The organism is Bacillus sp. FSL E2-8868 (assembly GCF_038005505.1).
In the GTDB taxonomy this organism is placed as follows: domain Bacteria; phylum Bacillota; class Bacilli; order Bacillales; family Bacillaceae_G; genus Bacillus_A; species Bacillus_A mycoides.
The window spans coordinates 760,122-779,593 of the sequence record NZ_JBBOTI010000001.1 but is presented as its reverse complement, the minus strand read 5'-3'; the positions used below and the strand labels follow the sequence as shown (position 1 = coordinate 779,593).

The following is a 19,472-nucleotide window of genomic DNA, read 5'->3' as shown; positions in this document are numbered from 1 at the left end:
CATACTATAAACATACTAAAAAATCAAAATATTTAATATAATAAAAATAGAAGGAATTAACCTTCTATTCTGTCAATGCGTATAAGAATTTTTGTAATATCTTCTCTGTCGTTTCATTCAATTTTGGTAACTTATCTACTGGAAAATATTGAAGTTCTAACCCTTCATGATCGAGCTTTAATTCTCCGCTTACATGATGTGCCTGATACAGATGAATCACATTAAAAATTTCATCTCCATTTGGATAACGGAAATAAACTTCCTTTCCTGAAAGAACGCCAAGAAATTGCATAATTTTCGCGTTTAGTCCCGTCTCCTCGAATAATTCTCTACGAGCAGTTTCTTCTGTCGTTTCTCCCAGTTCCATTGCCCCACCAGGTACGCCCCAATCATATGTATCTGAACGATATTGAAGCAATACTTCTTGATTATCATTTAATATAATAGTTGCTGATCCTACTAAAATAAGTGGTCTCGTACCAACTACTTTGCGTAACTCTTCAATATACCCCAATATGTAAACTCCCCTTTCCTCACCCTTCCTTATCATAACAAAATTCTCTTTCTTTTGTTGCTGTAATTTTCAATAAAAAAGGAAGATTCCACTTCCTTTTTTTACCGTTATCCTGCTATTTGCGGGCGGTAAGACCCCTACCTCAAAATTCAGCGAAAGTAAAGAAGTTAGGTGGGGATTGGGCTGCCCATAAAAACCCTATTGGTGAGGGCTGATAATCAGTGGGCGATGAACAAAACCCCCACTGATTAAAGTTTCACTTTATTTCTTAAAGCTTTCGTATTTTACAACTTCAAAAGCTTCTTCAATTTCCTCATTATGATAATGGACATATGTAAAACGCCCTAATTCTACTAACCTAGCTATTTCTTGCAATGCTTTATGCTGATCATATGTTTCTTCAATTGTAATATGTACATAAAACTTCATTAATGGATGTTCATATAAAGGTTCTCCCACCTCTACATATACATCTTCAATCCCTTGCACAACTCTTACATAGCTCGCAAATTGATACAGAGCTTCTCTGTCTGAAACGATTTTTAATGTATACATATATTCTCCCCCTTTTCTTTACTATATCAAAAAGCAGACCATACTACGTTATAGAACTATGAAATTTTTTCGACTTATAGTCTATATATTCGTGTAATAAACAAGGCGTTTATCCATACATAGGACCTTTCCCCCACATATATTATAGAAAGAATTTTTTCATTTGAGGTGTTCCTTATGAATTCATACGTTAATATATGTGTTTGCATTACTCCAGGCGCCGATATTTCTGACGACCGTATTGCAAAAGATTTAGCAGTTGCAGAATCAATTTGGCATCCCATTACATTTAAAATTAAAGAAGTAATTGTACTAAACGAGCTTTTCCGTTTTTCTAATCGGGAAATTAGTTATAAAAACTCCATTCAAAGTCAGGAAAAATTATCATCTTTTTTTCAAACTTGTGTTAACGAAGCTCCTGAATGCGACCTTTATATTTGTTATATTGGTAGTGATTATTTCAAAGAAACCGCAGTAATCGCTTGCGCTTACTCTTTAGCGAAACAACAACAACTTACTGGTTACATCGTTTTAACAAACTCAGCTGCTCCAATGAAAAATATATACACCCTCGCTCACGAAATTGGTCATATTTTATTTACAAGACGAATTCATGGAAAACTTACGCACGCAGATCCCCACTCTCCAACCGGTTCTGAACATCACCATTCACCATCGAACCTTATGTACCCTATAGTCCCTAGCCCTAATAACGTTCACATCAATTCATTATTAACAAATGAACAAAAAGCGCTCTCTTTACAAAGTCTCTTATTACAAAGAAAAAAACAGTAACGATCTTGTTACTGTTTAAAACAATTTATTCCAATTAATAAACGATATACCGGCTGCAAAGGATACACTATACACCTAAACCGAATCCCTCTAAAAATCAAAATATAGTATTTCTTTGGAAATAATTTTTTGTATATCCAGAGCAGCCACTTTTTTTGAACTACTCGTTTACACTTTTTCTCTCTTCAATTTTTAAAGACCATCTCATTAATCCATATATACTTCCATACATAAGTAATATCTTTGCAATTCCCCAAAACACATTTTTTTCTTCTAATTCTTTAAATATAAACATAATCGCTAAAGGAACAATTAGCACCAAAACACCCATCCAACCAAGGACATACACTTCTCCAACAAAAAGTAATAAAAAGATACTTGCTGCTAATATATATGTTTGCATTGTCGACAATTGCAAAATAGGTGTACCGTACCATTTATCAACAAACATCAATAATACTAATAATAAAATGGGAACCATTACTATTATGTAAATAATCCCGAACTCTACAAATTTATTTTTAAAAGAAGACATTCTAAACGCAACAATGGTTCCAATAATCGTAATGATTAAAACGATAGGATAGCCAATTAACTGTATATTCGTTAGTGTAAATTGCTGATTCGGATTATTAAATAAAATATGAGTTAATATCCAATACCCGCCAATACCAATTATCATGGCAAGAATACTCTTTATACTCCCGCCTTTATCCTTCTCCATTTCTTTCGCTAATTCTTCCGCATATTCTTTTGGTGAATCACCGAATATATCGCTTACCGTCTTTCCCTCTTTCTCACCTTCTATTAAATGAAGTTCTGCATCCTCTATAAAAGCGTCCACATCTTCTTCTTTAATTCCTTTTGTTATTAAATACACTTTCGTATCGATTAAAAACTTTTCTCCTTCTTTAGAAATCTGCATGATAACCCCTCCCTTATTTAACCGTTACTCTTCTATTCGCCTTCATCATAATTTCAAGGAAGATTAAAATAAACAAACTTCCGTATAAACATATAATTTGAAATAACATTGGCACGAGATCTTCTGATGTAAATGTTTTAAACACTAACATAATAGAAAGTGGAATAATTAAATATAAGTTTTTAAACCATCCTTCAAAATACATATTTATCGCTACTGTGATAATAAAAATAGCTCCAGCTAATATATAACTTTGCGTTTGGGTGAATGTAAACATTTTGGTAGGATAGATTACATCTAATATCGTAACAACTCCTATTAAAAACATTGGCGCAATCATGACTAAAAACCACATAGAAAACCACGTTTTTGTAAAACTTGTTACGAAGGTCATTTTGCGAAGTAAAAAATTAGGACCTATAACAACTAAAATCAAGGAAAAACTATACCCAACGCACTGAATAAGTGAAATCTGTAACATTCCGTTATTCATTATTAAGATAGAAGCAATAATCCAAAACGATACAATATTCATTACTGTAAAACCAATTTGCTTCCACGTTTCCTGTCTATCTCTTTCCATTACTTTTACAAGTTCATTTGCATACTCTTTCGGTGAGCTTCCGAAAATATCTTCTACACTTTTCCCATCACTCTCACCCTCAATTAAATGGAGTTCCGCATCTTCTATAAAATTTTCAATATCGCTTTCTTTCACACTCTTTGCCGCTAAAAATAATCTCATTTCTAATAAAAAATTTCGTGCTTCACTTGATAACATTATTTTTTTCTCCCCTTCCCCTCAAGTAGACGCTCTACACTACTTTGCATCGCTTCCCAGCGATCCATAAATTCATTAAGTGCTTCCTCGCCTTTTTCTGTTAATGTATAATATTTTCGCTTTGGACCAGATGGAGATTCCTTCATTACACTTGTTATTAATCCTTCCTTTTGCATTCGTATTAATAACGGATAAATACTTCCCTCACTCGCCATTGTGAAACCATACTTCGCTAATCTTTCACTCATTTCATAACCGTATATTTCACCTTCAGAAATAATAGCAAGTAAGCATCCTTCTAAAATCCCTTTCAGCATTTGACTTGTCGACATATTTCAAATCCTCCCACTATCTTGTTTTACAAGATAGATAAGCGTAAGTATCTTGCTTTACAAAATAGTATAACAGAGACTATTTTGCAAAACAAGATAGCTAACGATTTTTTCCAAATGTTTGCAGGGATTTTATTATCACCTCTCTAAATAGAGAAATAAGAGAACTTTTATTATGAAGGAGTGTTTTTTATCATGGTTACAAATCGAGTTGTCTTTTTAACAGGTGCTGCAAGTGGTATTGGTTATGAAATGGGAAACGCTTTTGCAAAAGAAGGTGCAAAAGTTGTTATTACCGATCGTCTTGAAGAACGTGCAAAAGAAGCTGCTGAACAATTACAAAAAGAAGGCTATCAAGCTATCGGTTTAAAATGTGATGTTACATCTGAAGAAGAAATTACGGCTGCAATTTCTCAAACCGTTACGCATTTCGGTTCATTACATATATTAATTAACAACGCAGGAATGCAGCACGTTTCACCAATTGAAGATTTTCCAACTGAAAAGTTCGAACTACTTATTAAAATTATGCAAATCGCTCCTTTTATCGCAATTAAGCATGCCTTCCCGATCATGAAAAAACAAAAGTATGGCCGAATTATTAATGTCGCTTCCATTAATGGCCTCGTTGGATTTGCTGGGAAATCTGCCTATAATAGCGCCAAACATGGCGTAATTGGATTAACAAAAGTTGCCGCTTTAGAAGGCGCTACTCACGGAATTACCGTTAATGCACTTTGTCCTGGTTATGTCGATACCCCTCTTGTACGTAATCAACTACAAGATTTAGCTACTACACGAAATGTACCACTTGAAAATGTTTTAGAGGATGTCATTTATCCACTTGTACCACAAAAGCGCCTATTACAAGTACAAGAAATCTCTGATTATGCTATGTTTTTAGCGAGCGAAAAAGCGAAAGGTATCACTGGTCAAGCAGTTGTTATCGATGGTGGCTATACTGCTCAATAAAAATAAAGTTTGCTCACGAAGAGCAAACTTTATTTTACTTTCTATCGCGAGGACCTTCCTACTTTAGTAATTGTTTAGGAAGTTTCTCGATTGCAACAATTACCCCATCTAATTTACTTTCAATACGATGGAGTAAATATAATGTTACAACAATCGGAAACCCTACATTACCTATCATCCTGATCCACTCTTCCATCTTTCTCTCCCCCTTTCATTATATAAATAAGAGTGAGAAATACATTTAGGCATAAAAAAACAAGCTATTATGTATTAGCTTGTCTTTCAAATAATGATGCAATTTCCCGTTTATAATCTCCACGTAAAATACCTTTCTCAGTAATAATCCCCGTAATTAATTCATGCGGTGTTACATCAAATGCAGGGTTAAATACAGGCGTTCCAAGTGGCGCCACTTGTTTCCCAAAAATTTTCGTAACTTCTGTTTCATCTCTTTCTTCAATGACAATTTCAGCACCTGTTTGTTTCGTAGTATCAAATGTAGATAACGGTGCTGCAACGTAAAATGGGATACCGAAATACTTTGCTAATATAGCTAAATTTAATGTTCCTATTTTATTAGCAGTATCACCGTTTTCAACGATTCGATCTGCCCCTACGATAATCGCATTAATTTCTTTCGTTCGAATTGCATGTGCTGCAGTATTATCCGTAATAAGCGTTACATCAATGTCTGCTTGTTTCAATTCCCATGTCGTTAAACGACCACCTTGTAAAACCGGCCTCGTTTCACACGCATACGCATGTAAACGCACACCCTTCTCTTTCCCAATATAAAATGGGGCTAATGCTGTTCCATATCTAGCAGTTGCAATACTTCCAGCGTTACAAATTGTTAAAATTTTATCACCGTCTTTAAAACATGTTAAAGCATGTTCTCCAATACTTCGGCACACCATTTCATCCTCTTGCTGAATATGAAGCGCTTCTTCTTCTAATATTTTTTGAGCTTCTTTTATTGTAGTAATCTCTCGAATAGATGCTCTCATACGATCGATTGCCCAAAATAAATTGACTGCTGTCGGGCGTGATGTTCCTAAATAGTTACAATCTCTATTAAACTTCTTCTGAAACTCATAGATATTTATAGCATCGTATTTCTTTGCCGCAAGCGCCAAACCAAACGCAGCTACAATTCCAATTGCAGGCGCTCCTCGTACTTCTAACATAATGATACTTTTCCATACCTCTTCAATATTCGTTAATGTTTTGTATTCAGTGACATGCGGCAACTTTGTTTGATTTAATACTGCAATTGCATCGCCTTTCCAACTTACAGATCTCGGAATAGTAATAATTGTACTCATGCTTTTACGCCTCCAACTGTCTGTTGAAATAATGTTCGAAACAGTTGAATATCAGCACACTTGGCTTCATATTTTATTAGTTCTCTACCTAAGGATAACGCTTGTTTTTTAGCTTGAATTCTATTTTCTTTATTTGCTATCCCATCTAAATCCGCTACATGAGCTAAGCCAATTGTTCTACGAATCAGTTCACATCCGGCAAATCCGACGGCATCAGTAAAGATATTTTGCAAAATAATTGGTAACCATTGTTTTTCTTTCGTATATGCTTCTACACCTTCACCAATCCATAACTTCGTAAAGTTTTCTACAAAATAACTCCATGTCTTTTCTATATGGAAAAATAGTACACTTCTCTTTTCTTCTTCTCTAGATAAAGCATTTAATAATAGATTTGCAATAAATTGACCGATATCAAATCCAAATGGACCGTACGTTGCAAATTCTGGATCGATCACTTTCGTTTCAGAAGGTGATGAAAAAATACTACCAGTATGTAAATCACCATGAATAAGCGCTTCTTTTCTCGTTAAAAACTTATATTTATATTGTGCTACTTTTAGCTTTAAAGTTTTGTCACTCCAAAGTTCATCAATCACTGACTGTAAATCTGACTCATAATCATTCGTATCATAATGTCCAAATGGATCTGTAAAAACTAAATCTTCTGTAATTTTACTAAGGTCTGGATTTACAAATGTACCTTCTAGTACCCTTTTCTCTTCTGACTGTAAACCGAAATCTGAAGTATAAAACAAAACATGTGCTAGAAAACGACCCATATGCTGGGATAAAAGTGGATATCCTTCTCCATCTATTAATCCTTTTCTTGTAATTGTTAGTCTTGATAAGTCTTCTATTACTGTAACTGCTAACTCTTCATCATGACTGTACACTACCGGAACATAATCTGGTACATACTTCGCAAAAATTTGTAATGCTTTACTTTCAATCGTCGCTCTTTTTATAGACAGTGGCCAGCTCTCACCAACTACTTTCGCATATGGCAGTGCTTGTTTTATTATAATAGACTTCTCTCCATCATCTAATTTGAACACGTAATTTAAATTTCCATCTCCAATTTCATGACAAACTACATTTGCTTTCTTTTCAAAATAACCGTGTTCTTTCGCATATTGTATAGCTGTTGTTTCAGTTAATGAATAATATCCCATCGTCTTCTCCTCCTTTTCATTCAGAGGTTTTTCTAAAATAGAAAAACCCCTTTCCACAAAGAAAGAGGTTTGAAGTTTATCTTCTCCCCTCTTATCTGCCAGAAAGTTTACTTTCTGCTGGAATTAGCACCGTGCCTTTTGGCGTCATAAACGCCCCATTTCACAATGGTATTACGGTCGGTTGCTGGGCTTCATCGGGCCAAATCCCTCCACCTGCTCTTGATAAGAGTTTTATAATTTTTAGAATTTTTAACTTTATGATGAAGACTATACCAAGAATAAAAATCACTTGTCAACATTTTATTTGTATAATTCTGGACGACGATCTGCAAAAACTGGAATTCCTTTACGTACCTCTTTAATTTTCTCGAATTTAAGTTCTCCAAATAAAATTGATTCCTCTTCATTTGCCTCTACCACAACTTCACCCCAAGGATCCACAATTAGAGAATGACCTGCAAACTCATTATTCGGATCCTTTCCTGCTCTATTGCACGCAACAACATAACACTGATTTTCAACTGCTCTCGCCTGTAAAAGCAAACGCCAATGTGCTAAACGTACTAATGGCCATTCTGCTACAACAAATAAAACTTTTGCACCTTTAGCAGTATGAACGCGCATCCACTCTGGAAAACGAATATCATAACAAATTGTACCAGCACACTCTACATCATCTAACTTAAATTCACCTGTCTCATTACCAGCAACTAAATATTTATGTTCATCCATCAGCTGAAATAAATGTACTTTACTATATTCATTGACTAGATTCCCTTCATTGTTTACAACATACATTGTATTTGTAACCCCTTGCTCTGTTTGCTTTGCTATGGAACCACCAACAATATGTACACCATATTGCTTCGACCATTCTTTCAACTTTTCTTTCGTTTCTAATCCATCCGTATCTGCAATTTCAGAAAGTCTCGTTAAATCATATCCTGTTGTCCATAGTTCTGGTAAGACGATAACATCTGGTCTTTCTTTCATCGCTTCACTTATTTTTTTTTTAGCGTTCTCAATATTTTTTTCTACATCTCCAAAGACAATATCCATTTGAATACATGCGACTTTCATTTTTTCAGCCCCATTCTCATTTTTTTCTTTACAAAATACTGGAAAGATTATATCATTTGTCACTAGAATTGTAACAACTTTCAAAAGAGGTGGAAAGTATGAAATTATTTCAACCTTCTGAGATAGTAACATCATTGCCAACACAATTTTTCGCTTCACTTGTTGCAAAAGTTAACAAAGTCGTTGCAGCTGGTCACGATGTTATTAATCTAGGTCAAGGTAATCCAGATCAACCAACACCGCAGCATATCGTTAAAGCTTTACAAGATGCTGCTGAAAAGACCATTCATCATAAATATCCGCCATTTCGCGGACACGAAAGCTTAAAAGAAGCCGTGGCAACATTCTATCAACGTGAATATGATGTAGTAGTAAATCCAAAAACTGAAGTTGCTATTTTGTTTGGCGGAAAGGCTGGATTAGTAGAATTACCAGTTTGTTTTACAAACCCTGGTGATACTATTCTCGTTCCAGATCCAGGCTATCCAGATTATTTATCAGGAGTTGCTTTAGCAAAAGCACAATTTGAAACAATGCCGCTTATTGCAGAAAATAATTTTTTACCGGATTATACAAAAATTGATGACTCTGTTGCGGAGCGAGCAAAGTTAATGTTTTTAAACTATCCAAATAACCCTACCGGTGCTACTGCATCAAAAGATTTTTTTGATGCAACCATTCATTTTGCTAATAAACATAATATATTAGTTGTTCACGATTTTGCTTACGGTGCTATCGGATTCGATGGTCAAAAGCCTGTTAGTTTCTTGCAAGCAGACGGCGCTAAAGATACAGGTATTGAGATTTACACTTTATCGAAAACTTTCAATATGGCTGGATGGCGTATTGCTTTTGCAGTAGGAAATGAAAGTGTCATCGAAACTATTAACCTATTGCAAGATCATATGTATGTTAGTATTTTTGGTGCAGTTCAAGATGCTGCCCGCGAAGCACTATTAGGCTCGCAGTCTTGTGTGGTAGATCTTGTTAATAGTTATGAATCTCGGAGAAATGCTCTTATTTCAGCTTGTCACTCAATTGGTTGGAAAGTAAACATTCCAACAGGATCATTCTTTGCATGGCTTCCTGTTCCAAAAGGATATACATCTGAGCAATTTTCTGACATTTTACTAGAAAAAGCACACGTTGCAGTTGCTCCTGGTGTTGGATTTGGTGAGCACGGCGAAGGGTATGTCCGTGTTGGTCTCTTGCATACAGAAGATAGATTACGAGAAGCAATTAATCGAATTGATAAATTAAATTTTTTCAAAAAGTCATTGACAACATAAAAAATATCTGACAAAATTCAGTTATCTTAAAAATTTAAACATTTCTAAATACTTCTTATCAAGAGCAGGTGGAGGGACGAGCCCGACGAAACCCGGCAACCGATCTACAATTGTAGACACGGTGCTAATTCTCGCAGCGTTACGCTGACAGATAAGGAGCTGGTTGTAAAAAAACCTCTCCTTAGCTGAGAGGTTTTTTTATTTAACTAGGAGGTTATAACAATGAGCGGAATTATAGCGACATATTTAATCCACGATGATTCTCACAACTTAGAAAAGAAAGCAGAACAAATTGCAATCGGTTTAACAATTGGTTCATGGACTCATTTACCACACTTATTACAAGAACAATTAAAACAACATAAAGGCAATGTTATTCATATTGAAGCGTTAGACGAACAAGAACATATTAACTCTTACCTTGGCAAAAAAGTATCACGTGGACTCATTAAAATTCATTATCCATCGCTGAACTTTAGCCCTGACTTACCAGCCATTTTGACAACAACATTTGGAAAACTTTCGTTAGATGGGGAAATTAAACTAATTGATTTAACATTCTCAGACGAATTAAAGAAACAGTTCCCTGGACCAAAATTTGGAATTGAAGGCATCCGAAACCTTTTACAAGTTCAAGATCGACCTCTTCTAATGAGTATTTTCAAAGGGATGATAGGACGGAATATTGGATATTTAAAAACTCAACTACGCGATCAGGCAATTGGAGGCGTAGATATTGTAAAAGATGATGAAATTTTATTCGAAAACTCATTAACACCACTTATAAAAAGAATTGAATCTGGTAAAGAAGTTTTACAATCTGTATACGAAACTTACGGGCATAAAACTTTATACGCAGTAAATTTAACAGGTCGAACTTATGATTTAAAAGAAAACGCGAAACGTGCGGTGGTAGCTGGAGCAGACATTCTTTTATTTAATGTATTTTCTTATGGATTAGATGTACTGCAAGCACTTGTAGAAGACGATGAAATTCCAATTCCTATTATGGCACACCCTGCTGTAAGTGGCGCATATTCATCATCGAAACTATACGGTTTCTCTTCTCCATTACTACTTGGAAAATTACTACGTTACGCTGGTGCTGATTTCTCTTTATTCCCATCACCATACGGCAACGTTGCATTAGAAAAAGAGGAAGCTCTTCTCATTACAGCAGCATTAACTGAGGAAGACCACTATTTCAAGAAAAGTTTTTCTGTTCCATCTGCTGGAATTCATCCTGGTTTCGTTCCCTTTATTTTACGAGATTTTGGTAAGGATGTTGTTATTAATGCCGGCGGTGGGATTCATGGGCATCCAAATGGAGCTCAAGGTGGTGGCAAAGCTTTCCGTGCTGCAATTGAAGCTACTTTACAAGGTAAACCACTCCATGAAGTGGATGAAATAAATTTGCATAGCGCACTACAAATATGGGGAAATCCTTCTCATGAGGTGAAATTATGAGTATTCAAGTATTTTGTGATTTCGATGGTACGATTACAAATAACGATAATATCATGTCCATTATGGAAAAATTCGCACCACCAGAAGCAGAGGAAATAAAGCAAAAAATTTTATCGCAAGAACTTTCTATTCAAGAAGGTGTTTCTCAATTATTTCGATTAATACCTATTAATCTACACGATGATATTATTCAGTTTTTACAAGAAACTGCTGAAATCCGTACAGGTTTTCATGAATTCATACAATTCATTAATGAAAATAACATTTCCTTTTACGTTATATCAGGTGGAATGGATTTCTTCGTCTATCCACTCTTACAAGAAATAATCCCTAAAGAACAAATTTATTGTAATGCAACTGACTTTTCAGGAGAATTTGTTGAAGTGAAATGGCCGCACCCTTGTGACGAACAATGTCAGCATAGTTGTGGTCTCTGTAAATCATCATTAATTCGTAAACTAAGCTCTAAAGATGATTTTCATATTGTGATTGGAGATTCTATTACTGATTTACAAGCAACAAAACAAGCAGATAAAGTATTCGCACGTGACTTCCTTATTACAAAGTGTGAAGAAAATCGTATTGCTTATACACCGTTTGAAACATTTCACGATGTTCTAGCTGAACTAAAACATTTGTTGGAGGTGAAATTATGAAACAACTTTTTCGTCAATGGTATGACTTAAGTGAAATTAAAAAAGAATTAACAACTCGGAATTGGTTTCCAGCAACGAGTGGAAATATTTCTATAAAAGTCAGTCATGATCCCCTTACTTTTCTTATTACAGCAAGTGGCAAAGATAAAACAAAAACCACTCCAGATGATTTTTTATTAGTAAATCATCAAGGAGTTCCCGTTTTAGAAACTGAGTTACGCCCTTCGGCAGAAACAATATTGCATACACATATTTATAACAATACGAACGCCGGGTGCGTACTTCATGTTCATACAACTGATAACAATGTCATCACAAATTTGTATAGTGATGCAGTCACCCTTCAAAATCAAGAGATTATTAAAGCTCTTGATATTTGGGAAGAAGGTGCAACGATTAACATTCCTATTATCGAAAATGATGCTCATATCCCGACGCTTGGAGAGAAATTCCGAAAGCATATACAAGGAGATTCAGGAGCAGTATTAATTCGAAACCATGGCATTACCGTATGGGGCCGTGATAGCTTTGATGCAAAAAAAAGATTAGAAGCTTATGAGTTTTTATTCCAATTTCATATAAAATTATTATCAATTCAAGGAGGCGTTTCTAATGGCGCAAATTCGTATTCATGAGGAAAATACTCGTATTGAAAATGAAGTAGAAGTATCAAACTTTCTACAAGGAGAAGATGTTTTATATGAGAAATGGAATATTTCTAAACTTCCTACTCATTTAAAAGAAAATTACTCCTTAACAGATGAAAACAAAGCTGAAATATTAACGTTGTTTTCAAAAGAAATTGCTGATGTTTCAGAGCGCAGGGGTTATAAAGCATATGATGTGATTTCACTTTCAAATAGCACACCTAACCTTGACGAGTTATTAATTAATTTCCAAAAAGAACACCATCATACTGACGATGAAGTTCGCTTTATTGTCAGCGGTCATGGCATCTTCGCTATTGAAGGAAAAGATGGTCGATTCTTTGACGTTGAACTCGAGCCTGGTGATCTTATATCTGTGCCTGAAAATGCAAGACACTATTTCACCTTACAAGATGATCGCCAAGTTGTAGCTATTCGTATTTTTGTTACAACAGAAGGTTGGGTTCCAATTTATTAAGGTAGCTAGTTGAATAAAAGAACTTGGAACCCCTTTTCCAACCTTTTATTCACTCTACATATATACATCCTCCTATGGACCAGGCTTATTTCATAACATTGAAGTAAGCCTGATTTTTTATTTACTAAAATGATTTGTCCCTTTCGCTTGTTCAAATCAAATATCTCGAATCATAATTCCACTTTATCAAGTACATTCCGGAATATTCTTTGAACATTTATTGAACTTTTTTTGAATTTTTTCTGAAAATTCTGTTTTATGTATGATATACTACAACTAATAAGAAGGAAATGAATATTGCAAACAGAGGGGGATAATCATGAGTTTACTTATCGCACTTATACTAGGAGTTACATGCGGAGCTATTCCTGTCATTTTAGGAGCTATTATGGAAGAATTAGAAGTTGGTGTTTTAGGTTTTGCTGCATCATGTGTAAGCGCTTTATTTTTTGGTTTATATGGTGCTATTCCTGTTTCTATTCTGTGCGCATTTTATATACTACGCCATGCTCGCGCAAAACAGCTCGGCCCTAATCACATTGCCCAAGTTATTCCATTCCCAATTGAACGATGCCGCCGCGCTTCCAGCCTATAAAGTGAAACTTTAATCAGTGGGAGTTTTACTGCACACAAATAGCCGGATAAATTATCCAACTTAAATATTATGCCTGCCTAAATAAATAAAAAGTCCTCAAATGAGGACTTTTTATTTATTTTCTTCTAGAAATTGAAACAATTCTTGCAAATGAAGTGCATCTTCACTGTAGCTAACGGATACATGACATGTCCCTTCAATCTCAGCATGCATATAAAGGACAATTCCATCCCGATCATATTTCAATGCCAAATAAAACTCCATTTCCTCTAACATCTTTTTCGAGCTTCGGATAACATAATGTCCTTTCTCATCTCTTCCATATTCAAAATCTGGTCCAAAATCGTATTTTTGTTTAAAAGCTTCTTTTTGCTTATCATTAATCTGTACACAAGTTGCTCGCTGCACAGCATCAATCATCTCGTCAAACTTTTGGAGATCCATTCCATTTACCCCCTTATATACTTTTTGTATAATACTTGTGTTCCGCTATTCTCTTTTCCATCTGCGATTAGCTCTTCATACAATTCCTTCGCTAGGGTTAAACCCGGTACTGGTAATTGTAATTTTTCAGCTTCATCTAAAGCAATCTTCATATCTTTCATAAAATGCTTTACATAAAAGCCAGGTTCAAAATCTCCTTTTAACATTCGAGGAGCTAAATTACTTAATGACCAGCTACCTGCTGCTCCTGTCGAAATACTCTCTAATACTTTATCTGCATTAAGTCCAGCCTTTTTCGCATATGCTACCGCTTCACATACTCCTATCATGTTAGAAGCAATTGCTATTTGATTGCACATTTTTGTATGTTGTCCACTCCCAGCAGGGCCTTGCAACTGAATATTTGTTCCTAATTTTTCAAATAGAGGTAAGCAAATATCATATATTCTGTTCTCTCCACCGACCATAATTGCTAGTCTTGCTTCTTTAGCCCCAATGTCCCCGCCAGATACTGGTGCATCTAATGTATATATATTCTTGCTTTTCGCAACTTCATTAATACGTTTTGCCAATGTTGGTGTAGATGTTGTAAAGTCAATTGCTATCGTACCTTCATTTGCATGTTCTAAAATTCCATCAATCCCAAAGTACACTTCTTCTACATCATGAGGATAACCAACCATCGTCATAACAACATCAACTTGCTTTACTAACGCTTTCGGTGTATCACACCAAGTCGCACCCTCTTGCACTAAAGAATCCGCTTTTTCCTTCGTTCTATTATATACATATACTTTATAACCACTTTGCATTAAATGGTTGACCATACTTTTTCCCATTACACCAATACCAATGAAACCTATTGATAAATTTTTATTTTCCATCTTCTCATCCCCTTTGTTCTAATAAATCATTTACCATCTTTCGGAACTCTTTATTAAAATCATCATCCATACTATTTTTCACATTTGAAAATAAAATAACAAAAGTTCCTTTTTCTTTATTAAAATTATTGAAAGTGTTCCAACCAGATAGTACACCATGGTTATGGAAATAATCTGGATATATGTAAAAGCTAAATGCATATTTTCTTTCTTGTGAAGGTGTAAACATCGCTTGTATACTTTGTTCAGAAAGAAGCTTTCCATTTATAATCGCTTCATCTAATTTTTTCATATCCCCTACTGTCGTATACATCTCACCCGATCCATATAACCAGTCCACCCCTAATTTTTGTGCTAGTACAAGCTCTTGATCTTTCTTCACATACCCCTTCGTGAAGTTTTTATCTCCAGGCACCATATTTCCCATACCTGATTCATGCATCTCGGCCTTTGTAAATATATTTTCTTTTACATAGTCTCCTAAAGGCTTTTTCGTTATATTTTCTATAATATAAGCGAGCACCATATAATTATAATCCGTATACTTCCAACCTGTTCCTGGTGGAAACTCTAATTTTTGACTTCCAATCCAAGTTACTAAATTTATACGTGAAGCTACATTAACCTTCCCTTTCCCACTTTCCGGTAAACCAGATGTATGCGTTAATAAGTGATATAACGTGATGTGTTTATCTGCTGGAAATGAAGGAATGTATTTATTTACATTATCTTGGATATTTAACTTCCCTTGTTCTTGTAACTGTAGAATGGATGTAGCAACAACTGTTTTCGTAATAGAACCGATACGATATTTTGTTTGAGGCGTATTTTCTATTTTATTTTGAACATCAGCATATCCATATCCTTTATTCAATATAACATGCTCTTTATCTGTCACCAAAACTGTCCCATTAAATTGCTTTCCTACTAAATACTGATCTAACTTTTGAGATATACTAGCATAATCAATTTTTTGTACTTCTTCTATATTATCCTGTACATCTGACTCAATAGCAGGAGTTACCTTTGTTGTTAATACTGCTTGTTCCTTTGGATCGGGATAGAGAAAATAGTATACTCCGCCGCAAACTACAGCAGACAGTGAAGCCATAACCATTATTTTTTTTATCATATTGTTCCTCCGTAATTACTTCATGTGAACTACCCACCACTTAGTCTCTCTTGCGAGCTTACTTGAAGTGGGAGCTTCTCGGTTAAAATGGTCCCCCATATTCTATTATCAAGTAATAAAAAAAAATCGCAACAATTTGTTGCGAAAAATCACATTTTTTCTTTTCTATATATACATACTTGATTTTTCCCATTTTTTTTCGCTTCATATAACGCAATATCCGCTCTTTGCATTAACTCTTCTCTTGTAATCCCTTGCTCATATAACGCAACTCCAAAACTCGCTGTTAATTTCGAAATTCCAGAGAAATGCTTTGTTTCAATGAAAAATCGCAATGATTCCGCAACTTGAAACGCTTCTTTTTCTACCGTATTTGTCACTAATATTATAAATTCCTCTCCTCCCCATCTTGCAAATACATGTTGATCTTCAACTTTAGATTTCATAAGATCTGCAAGTTGTACTAATGCTAAATCGCCAAAATCATGACCATATGTGTCATTTACTGATTTAAAATTATCTATATCAAACAAAATAAGTGCAACTTTTTCATCATTACGTAATACATTCTCCCACTCTGTCTCCAATATTTGTTGGAATTTCAAGCGATTATATATTTCTGTCAATGAATCTATCATAGCCAATCTTTCTTGCTCTTGATAGATTTCATCTAATTCTGTAATCTCTGTGCATTTTACTATAAATCGCGATAAGTCTTCTGGTAATGGTGTCGCACGTAATAGAAAAGTAAATGCTTCTCCTTCATAATTGTACATTTTAATTCTTCTTCCATTTGATAAAGTATCATCCAGCCATGTTATATCGTGAGTCGTCGAATAATATCCGTTCTCTCTAATAAGATGTTCTGCAAACACTAAATGTTGTTCACGATACGTAAATAAATTATCATGTCCGAAGAATTGTAAAAAATTCGTATTACAATCAACAATCTCATCATCTTCTACTATAAATAATAAATCATTTTGAAAATCAAACATCGTTTGAAGCAATTCTTGTTGTAAACTTACTTGTCGCACTAAAGAAAGCTGATATAAACTCTTATTCACTTCCTCTAGTACTACTTGTGGGGTTACTGGTGCTATAACAATATTACGTATTCCTAACAGTAGTAAATCTGCAAACTGATTGTCTATCTGTTGATCCCAAATGATAATGAATGTGCTCTGTGAATTATATATATTCTTTATATATTTTATTTGAGCAAAATCTGTTACATACATAATTACAATATGTGGTCTAGTTCTATGAAACAATATTTCTCCTTCTTCAAAACTATTTGCTATAAACATACATTTTGGATGGACGTTTTCTATCGTTTGTTGATGTGTACATCCATCTTCTATATAAAGGACATTCAACTGAAGATCTTGTAATACATTTTGGAAAACAGTATTCTCTAATAAAAAATGTAGTATGTTCATCACTAGTCTTCACTCACTTCATATATCTTGTTTTACTGAATTCCTCACAATCATTTTATAAAGAATTGTGAGGAACTCATATTAACAAGCTAATTGAGAATGTTATCTTCGCTTATCTGCTCTGGAAATTCCTTTTTTAGTTTATGATTATATGAATTGTATCGTTTGTATGAATGCCCTGCCTTACTATTTAAAACTTGACAATTAAAATAAAGGTATTATATTCTTAAATTCAATAGCTTACAAAATGTAAGTAGAGTATATTACATTTATTTTATATTAAGTTGATATGTAATTTGGAGGATATATAATGACAAACAACGACTTTTTTAACGTTTTATATGAACGCACATCTACACGTGCATTCAACCCTGAAAAAGAAATTTCATCTACAGAGTTACATGAAATTTTAAAAGCAGCTGCGCAAGCACCTTCTGCTTGGAACTTGCAACACTGGAAATTCCTTGTTTTCCAAGGCGAAGATGTACAAAAACGATTACACCCAATTGCTTATAACCAACAACAAATTCTTGATGCTTCTGCCGTAGTCGCTATTTTAGGTGATTTAGAGGCATATAAAAATGTTGAACCTGTTTACGGTCCAATTGTAGAACAAGGATTTATGAAAGCAGACGCAAAAGAGCGCTTAGCTAAAAATATTGAATCTGCATATACTCGTGAGCAATACCCACGAGATGCTGCCTTTTCAAATGCTGCTTTAGCAGCAATGCAACTTATGCTTGCTGCTAAAGCAACTGGCTGGGATACTTGCGCTATTGGTGGCTTCAATCCACAGGCATTAATGGAAGAATTCAATGTTTCATCTCGTTACGTACCAATTATGCTTATTACAATTGGTGAATCAACTTTAAAAGGTCACCCTGCACCGCGCATGAGCGTAGAACAAGTAAGTGAATGGGCGAAATAATAAAAACGAAGGTAATTTCATTACCTTCGCTTTTTTATATTCTGTCACACATCCGTAATATTACAATGTATTATTCGACATCTATACATAGAGAAATTGTAATTTTTACGCTATCACCATAAACAAATATGGCGTTTTGTGTCGAAATTTGTTAAAGCATTGAAATATAACCGTGTATTTTTGTTACAATTGTGATACAATGATAACAAATAGATAACAAGAGAGGGATTTTCATTGAGTTCATACGGAAGCTTTATCGCACTTTTGAGTTACATAGTAACTGTACTACTGCTATATTTTATTGGCGATGCTGCAAACATATCAGTGTTACAATTCCCTAAAGAAGAAGCGTTACAATTAGAAGCAGAAAAACATACTGCACGATCCATTGCACCACTACTCTTAGCTCTTCCTGTATATATCATCGTTTTATATAAAAGTAAAAAAGTGTAAAGGCTACCTAATTCATTCATTTCGGTGGTCTTTACATTTTTTTGTGACATTTCCCCTATTTTAAACATCATTCCATACTAAATACCCATCTAGTCATTTAAAATGAGAAAATCCCCTAGAAAAATTTCCATTATCTGTCCAGTCACTAACTACCGAACTTACATAGATTATAAGTGTGAAGGGGGTGATGAGGATTATGTTTGGATCATTTGGATGCTGTGATAACTTTAGAGACTGTCATCATCGTGAAAGAGAGTGTGACCATCGCGACCATCGCGAGAAAGAGAAAGAAGAAGTTAGACCACAACGACCTGCTGTATGTAACGTACTTGCTAGCATTTCAGTTGGAACAGAGCTTTCTCTTTTAAGCATTAGAGGTAACGGAACATTCAACAATGTAATTTTTGAAGGTTTCGCTAACGGCGTTGCTCTTTTCTCTGCTTTAGCTCGTAATAATAACGACAAAGATAACAATAACAATAAAGACGATAAGAACAATCAAAATCGTAATACTTTTACTGGTATTTTACGTGTATGCCCAACTGATATCGTTGCAATCGCTATCTAATTCTGTTCCTTATCCTCTATAGTAAGAAAACAAGA

24 protein-coding genes, 1 pseudogene and 2 riboswitches are annotated in these 19,472 nt (G+C 34.6%); of the genes and pseudogenes, 11 read left to right on the top strand and 14 right to left on the bottom strand.

The annotated features are described in order from the left end of the window. Positions 1-64: 64 nt before the first annotated feature. A complete protein-coding gene (locus NSS74_RS04300) occupies positions 65-514 on the bottom strand; it encodes an NUDIX hydrolase (protein WP_033716397.1) in 450 nt (149 codons plus the stop codon). Between the two features lie 261 nt (positions 515-775). Next, positions 776-1,069, bottom strand: coding sequence for a DUF3928 family protein (locus NSS74_RS04295; RefSeq protein WP_002143000.1), 294 nt, complete (start codon positions 1,067-1,069; stop codon positions 776-778). A gap of 177 nt (positions 1,070-1,246) precedes the next feature. On the opposite strand from NSS74_RS04295, the gene NSS74_RS04290 reads away from it, so the two are divergent. Continuing rightward, positions 1,247-1,864, top strand: coding sequence for an ImmA/IrrE family metallo-endopeptidase (locus NSS74_RS04290; RefSeq protein ID WP_002033939.1), 618 nt, complete (start codon positions 1,247-1,249; stop codon positions 1,862-1,864). Between the two features lie 15 nt (positions 1,865-1,879). Here the strand turns inward: NSS74_RS04290 and NSS74_RS04285 are convergent. From NSS74_RS04285 to NSS74_RS04270, 4 genes and pseudogenes are all read right to left on the bottom strand, one after another. Then, positions 1,880-2,016 (bottom strand): annotated as a pseudogene (locus tag NSS74_RS04285) (DNA-binding protein); the annotation flags it as partial. A gap of 8 nt (positions 2,017-2,024) precedes the next feature. After that, a complete protein-coding gene (locus NSS74_RS04280) occupies positions 2,025-2,789 on the bottom strand; it encodes a DUF1129 domain-containing protein (protein WP_002143001.1) in 765 nt (254 codons plus the stop codon). Positions 2,790-2,802: 13 nt separating this feature from the next. After that, positions 2,803-3,570, bottom strand: a complete 768-nt coding sequence (locus NSS74_RS04275) for a DUF1129 domain-containing protein (protein WP_002143002.1) — start codon at positions 3,568-3,570, stop codon at positions 2,803-2,805. Further along, entirely contained in the window at positions 3,570-3,902 is a 333-nt protein-coding gene (locus NSS74_RS04270) for a PadR family transcriptional regulator (protein ID WP_002033935.1), read from the bottom strand. The genes NSS74_RS04275 and NSS74_RS04270 overlap by 1 nt, the downstream gene beginning before the upstream one ends. A 195-nt stretch (positions 3,903-4,097) precedes the next feature. On the opposite strand from NSS74_RS04270, the gene NSS74_RS04265 reads away from it, so the two are divergent. Continuing rightward, positions 4,098-4,874 (top strand): 3-hydroxybutyrate dehydrogenase, encoded by a 777-nt coding sequence (locus NSS74_RS04265; RefSeq protein WP_002143004.1) that lies wholly within the window; start codon positions 4,098-4,100, stop codon positions 4,872-4,874. 58 nt (positions 4,875-4,932) lie between these two features. Here NSS74_RS04265 and NSS74_RS04260 read toward each other — a convergent pair whose 3' ends face one another. The 4 genes from NSS74_RS04260 to NSS74_RS04245 all read right to left on the bottom strand — a co-directional run bounded on the left by NSS74_RS04260 (position 4,933) and on the right by NSS74_RS04245 (position 8,538). Beyond that, positions 4,933-5,070, bottom strand: coding sequence for a YvrJ family protein (locus NSS74_RS04260; protein ID WP_000393342.1), 138 nt, complete (start codon positions 5,068-5,070; stop codon positions 4,933-4,935). A 67-nt stretch (positions 5,071-5,137) separates the two neighbouring features. Next, the gene (mtnA, locus tag NSS74_RS04255; protein WP_002143006.1) at positions 5,138-6,199 is read right to left on the bottom strand and encodes an S-methyl-5-thioribose-1-phosphate isomerase; all 1,062 of its coding nucleotides are present in this window, start codon (positions 6,197-6,199) and stop codon (positions 5,138-5,140) included. Beyond that, entirely contained in the window at positions 6,196-7,374 is a 1,179-nt protein-coding gene (mtnK, locus tag NSS74_RS04250; RefSeq protein WP_002143007.1) for an S-methyl-5-thioribose kinase, read from the bottom strand. Before mtnK ends, mtnA begins: the two co-directional genes overlap by 4 nt. A gap of 88 nt (positions 7,375-7,462) precedes the next feature. Continuing rightward, positions 7,463-7,603: riboswitch (SAM riboswitch) on the bottom strand. 71 nt (positions 7,604-7,674) lie between these two features. Continuing rightward, positions 7,675-8,538 carry a carbon-nitrogen family hydrolase gene (locus tag NSS74_RS04245; RefSeq protein WP_002131202.1) on the bottom strand — a complete coding sequence of 288 codons (864 nt, stop codon included), beginning with the start codon at positions 8,536-8,538 and terminating at the stop codon, positions 7,675-7,677. 14 nt (positions 8,539-8,552) lie between these two features. Between NSS74_RS04245 and NSS74_RS04240 the strand changes: the two genes are divergently transcribed. The 6 genes from NSS74_RS04240 (at position 8,553) to NSS74_RS04215 (ending at position 13,586) form a co-directional block, all read left to right on the top strand. After that, positions 8,553-9,743 carry a pyridoxal phosphate-dependent aminotransferase gene (locus NSS74_RS04240; RefSeq protein ID WP_002128923.1) on the top strand — a complete coding sequence of 397 codons (1,191 nt, stop codon included), beginning with the start codon at positions 8,553-8,555 and terminating at the stop codon, positions 9,741-9,743. A 52-nt stretch (positions 9,744-9,795) separates the two neighbouring features. Continuing rightward, positions 9,796-9,901: riboswitch (SAM riboswitch) on the top strand. A 64-nt stretch (positions 9,902-9,965) separates the two neighbouring features. Beyond that, positions 9,966-11,210, top strand: coding sequence for a 2,3-diketo-5-methylthiopentyl-1-phosphate enolase (mtnW, locus tag NSS74_RS04235; protein ID WP_002143008.1), 1,245 nt, complete (start codon positions 9,966-9,968; stop codon positions 11,208-11,210). Beyond that, complete coding sequence (locus tag NSS74_RS04230; protein WP_002128925.1) at positions 11,207-11,866, top strand: 2-hydroxy-3-keto-5-methylthiopentenyl-1-phosphate phosphatase; 660 nt, start codon at positions 11,207-11,209, stop codon at positions 11,864-11,866. Before mtnW ends, NSS74_RS04230 begins: the two co-directional genes overlap by 4 nt. Continuing rightward, positions 11,863-12,501 carry a methylthioribulose 1-phosphate dehydratase gene (locus NSS74_RS04225; protein ID WP_002128926.1) on the top strand — a complete coding sequence of 213 codons (639 nt, stop codon included), beginning with the start codon at positions 11,863-11,865 and terminating at the stop codon, positions 12,499-12,501. Before NSS74_RS04230 ends, NSS74_RS04225 begins: the two co-directional genes overlap by 4 nt. Next, complete coding sequence (locus NSS74_RS04220) at positions 12,479-12,991, top strand: 1,2-dihydroxy-3-keto-5-methylthiopentene dioxygenase (RefSeq protein ID WP_002111583.1); 513 nt, start codon at positions 12,479-12,481, stop codon at positions 12,989-12,991. The genes NSS74_RS04225 and NSS74_RS04220 overlap by 23 nt, the downstream gene beginning before the upstream one ends. 319 nt (positions 12,992-13,310) lie before the next feature. Further along, on the top strand, positions 13,311-13,586 hold the full coding sequence (locus tag NSS74_RS04215) for a hypothetical protein (RefSeq protein ID WP_002033923.1): 276 nt from the start codon (positions 13,311-13,313) through the stop codon (positions 13,584-13,586). Positions 13,587-13,697: 111 nt separating this feature from the next. Here the strand turns inward: NSS74_RS04215 and NSS74_RS04210 are convergent, their stop codons facing one another. The 4 genes from NSS74_RS04210 to NSS74_RS04195 all read right to left on the bottom strand — a co-directional run bounded on the left by NSS74_RS04210 (position 13,698) and on the right by NSS74_RS04195 (position 17,488). After that, positions 13,698-14,030, bottom strand: a complete 333-nt coding sequence (locus NSS74_RS04210; RefSeq protein ID WP_002014892.1) for a DUF3909 family protein — start codon at positions 14,028-14,030, stop codon at positions 13,698-13,700. Positions 14,031-14,035: 5 nt separating this feature from the next. Next, complete coding sequence (locus NSS74_RS04205; RefSeq protein ID WP_002033921.1) at positions 14,036-14,914, bottom strand: NAD(P)-dependent oxidoreductase; 879 nt, start codon at positions 14,912-14,914, stop codon at positions 14,036-14,038. A gap of 4 nt (positions 14,915-14,918) precedes the next feature. Continuing rightward, the gene (locus NSS74_RS04200; protein WP_002143010.1) at positions 14,919-16,046 is read right to left on the bottom strand and encodes a serine hydrolase domain-containing protein; all 1,128 of its coding nucleotides are present in this window, start codon (positions 16,044-16,046) and stop codon (positions 14,919-14,921) included. A gap of 149 nt (positions 16,047-16,195) precedes the next feature. Then, a complete protein-coding gene (locus tag NSS74_RS04195; RefSeq protein WP_002033919.1) occupies positions 16,196-17,488 on the bottom strand; it encodes a GGDEF domain-containing protein in 1,293 nt (430 codons plus the stop codon). Between the two features lie 310 nt (positions 17,489-17,798). Between NSS74_RS04195 and NSS74_RS04190 the strand changes: the two genes are divergently transcribed. The 3 genes from NSS74_RS04190 (at position 17,799) to NSS74_RS04180 (ending at position 19,437) form a co-directional block, all read left to right on the top strand. Next, positions 17,799-18,416: a nitroreductase family protein gene (locus tag NSS74_RS04190; protein WP_002033918.1), complete on the top strand. Its 618-nt coding sequence runs from the start codon at positions 17,799-17,801 to the stop codon at positions 18,414-18,416. Positions 18,417-18,650: 234 nt separating this feature from the next. Then, a complete protein-coding gene (locus NSS74_RS04185; RefSeq protein ID WP_002088422.1) occupies positions 18,651-18,869 on the top strand; it encodes a hypothetical protein in 219 nt (72 codons plus the stop codon). Positions 18,870-19,065: 196 nt separating this feature from the next. Continuing rightward, positions 19,066-19,437, top strand: coding sequence for a DUF3915 domain-containing protein (locus tag NSS74_RS04180; protein WP_002143013.1), 372 nt, complete (start codon positions 19,066-19,068; stop codon positions 19,435-19,437). Positions 19,438-19,472 lie beyond the last annotated feature (35 nt).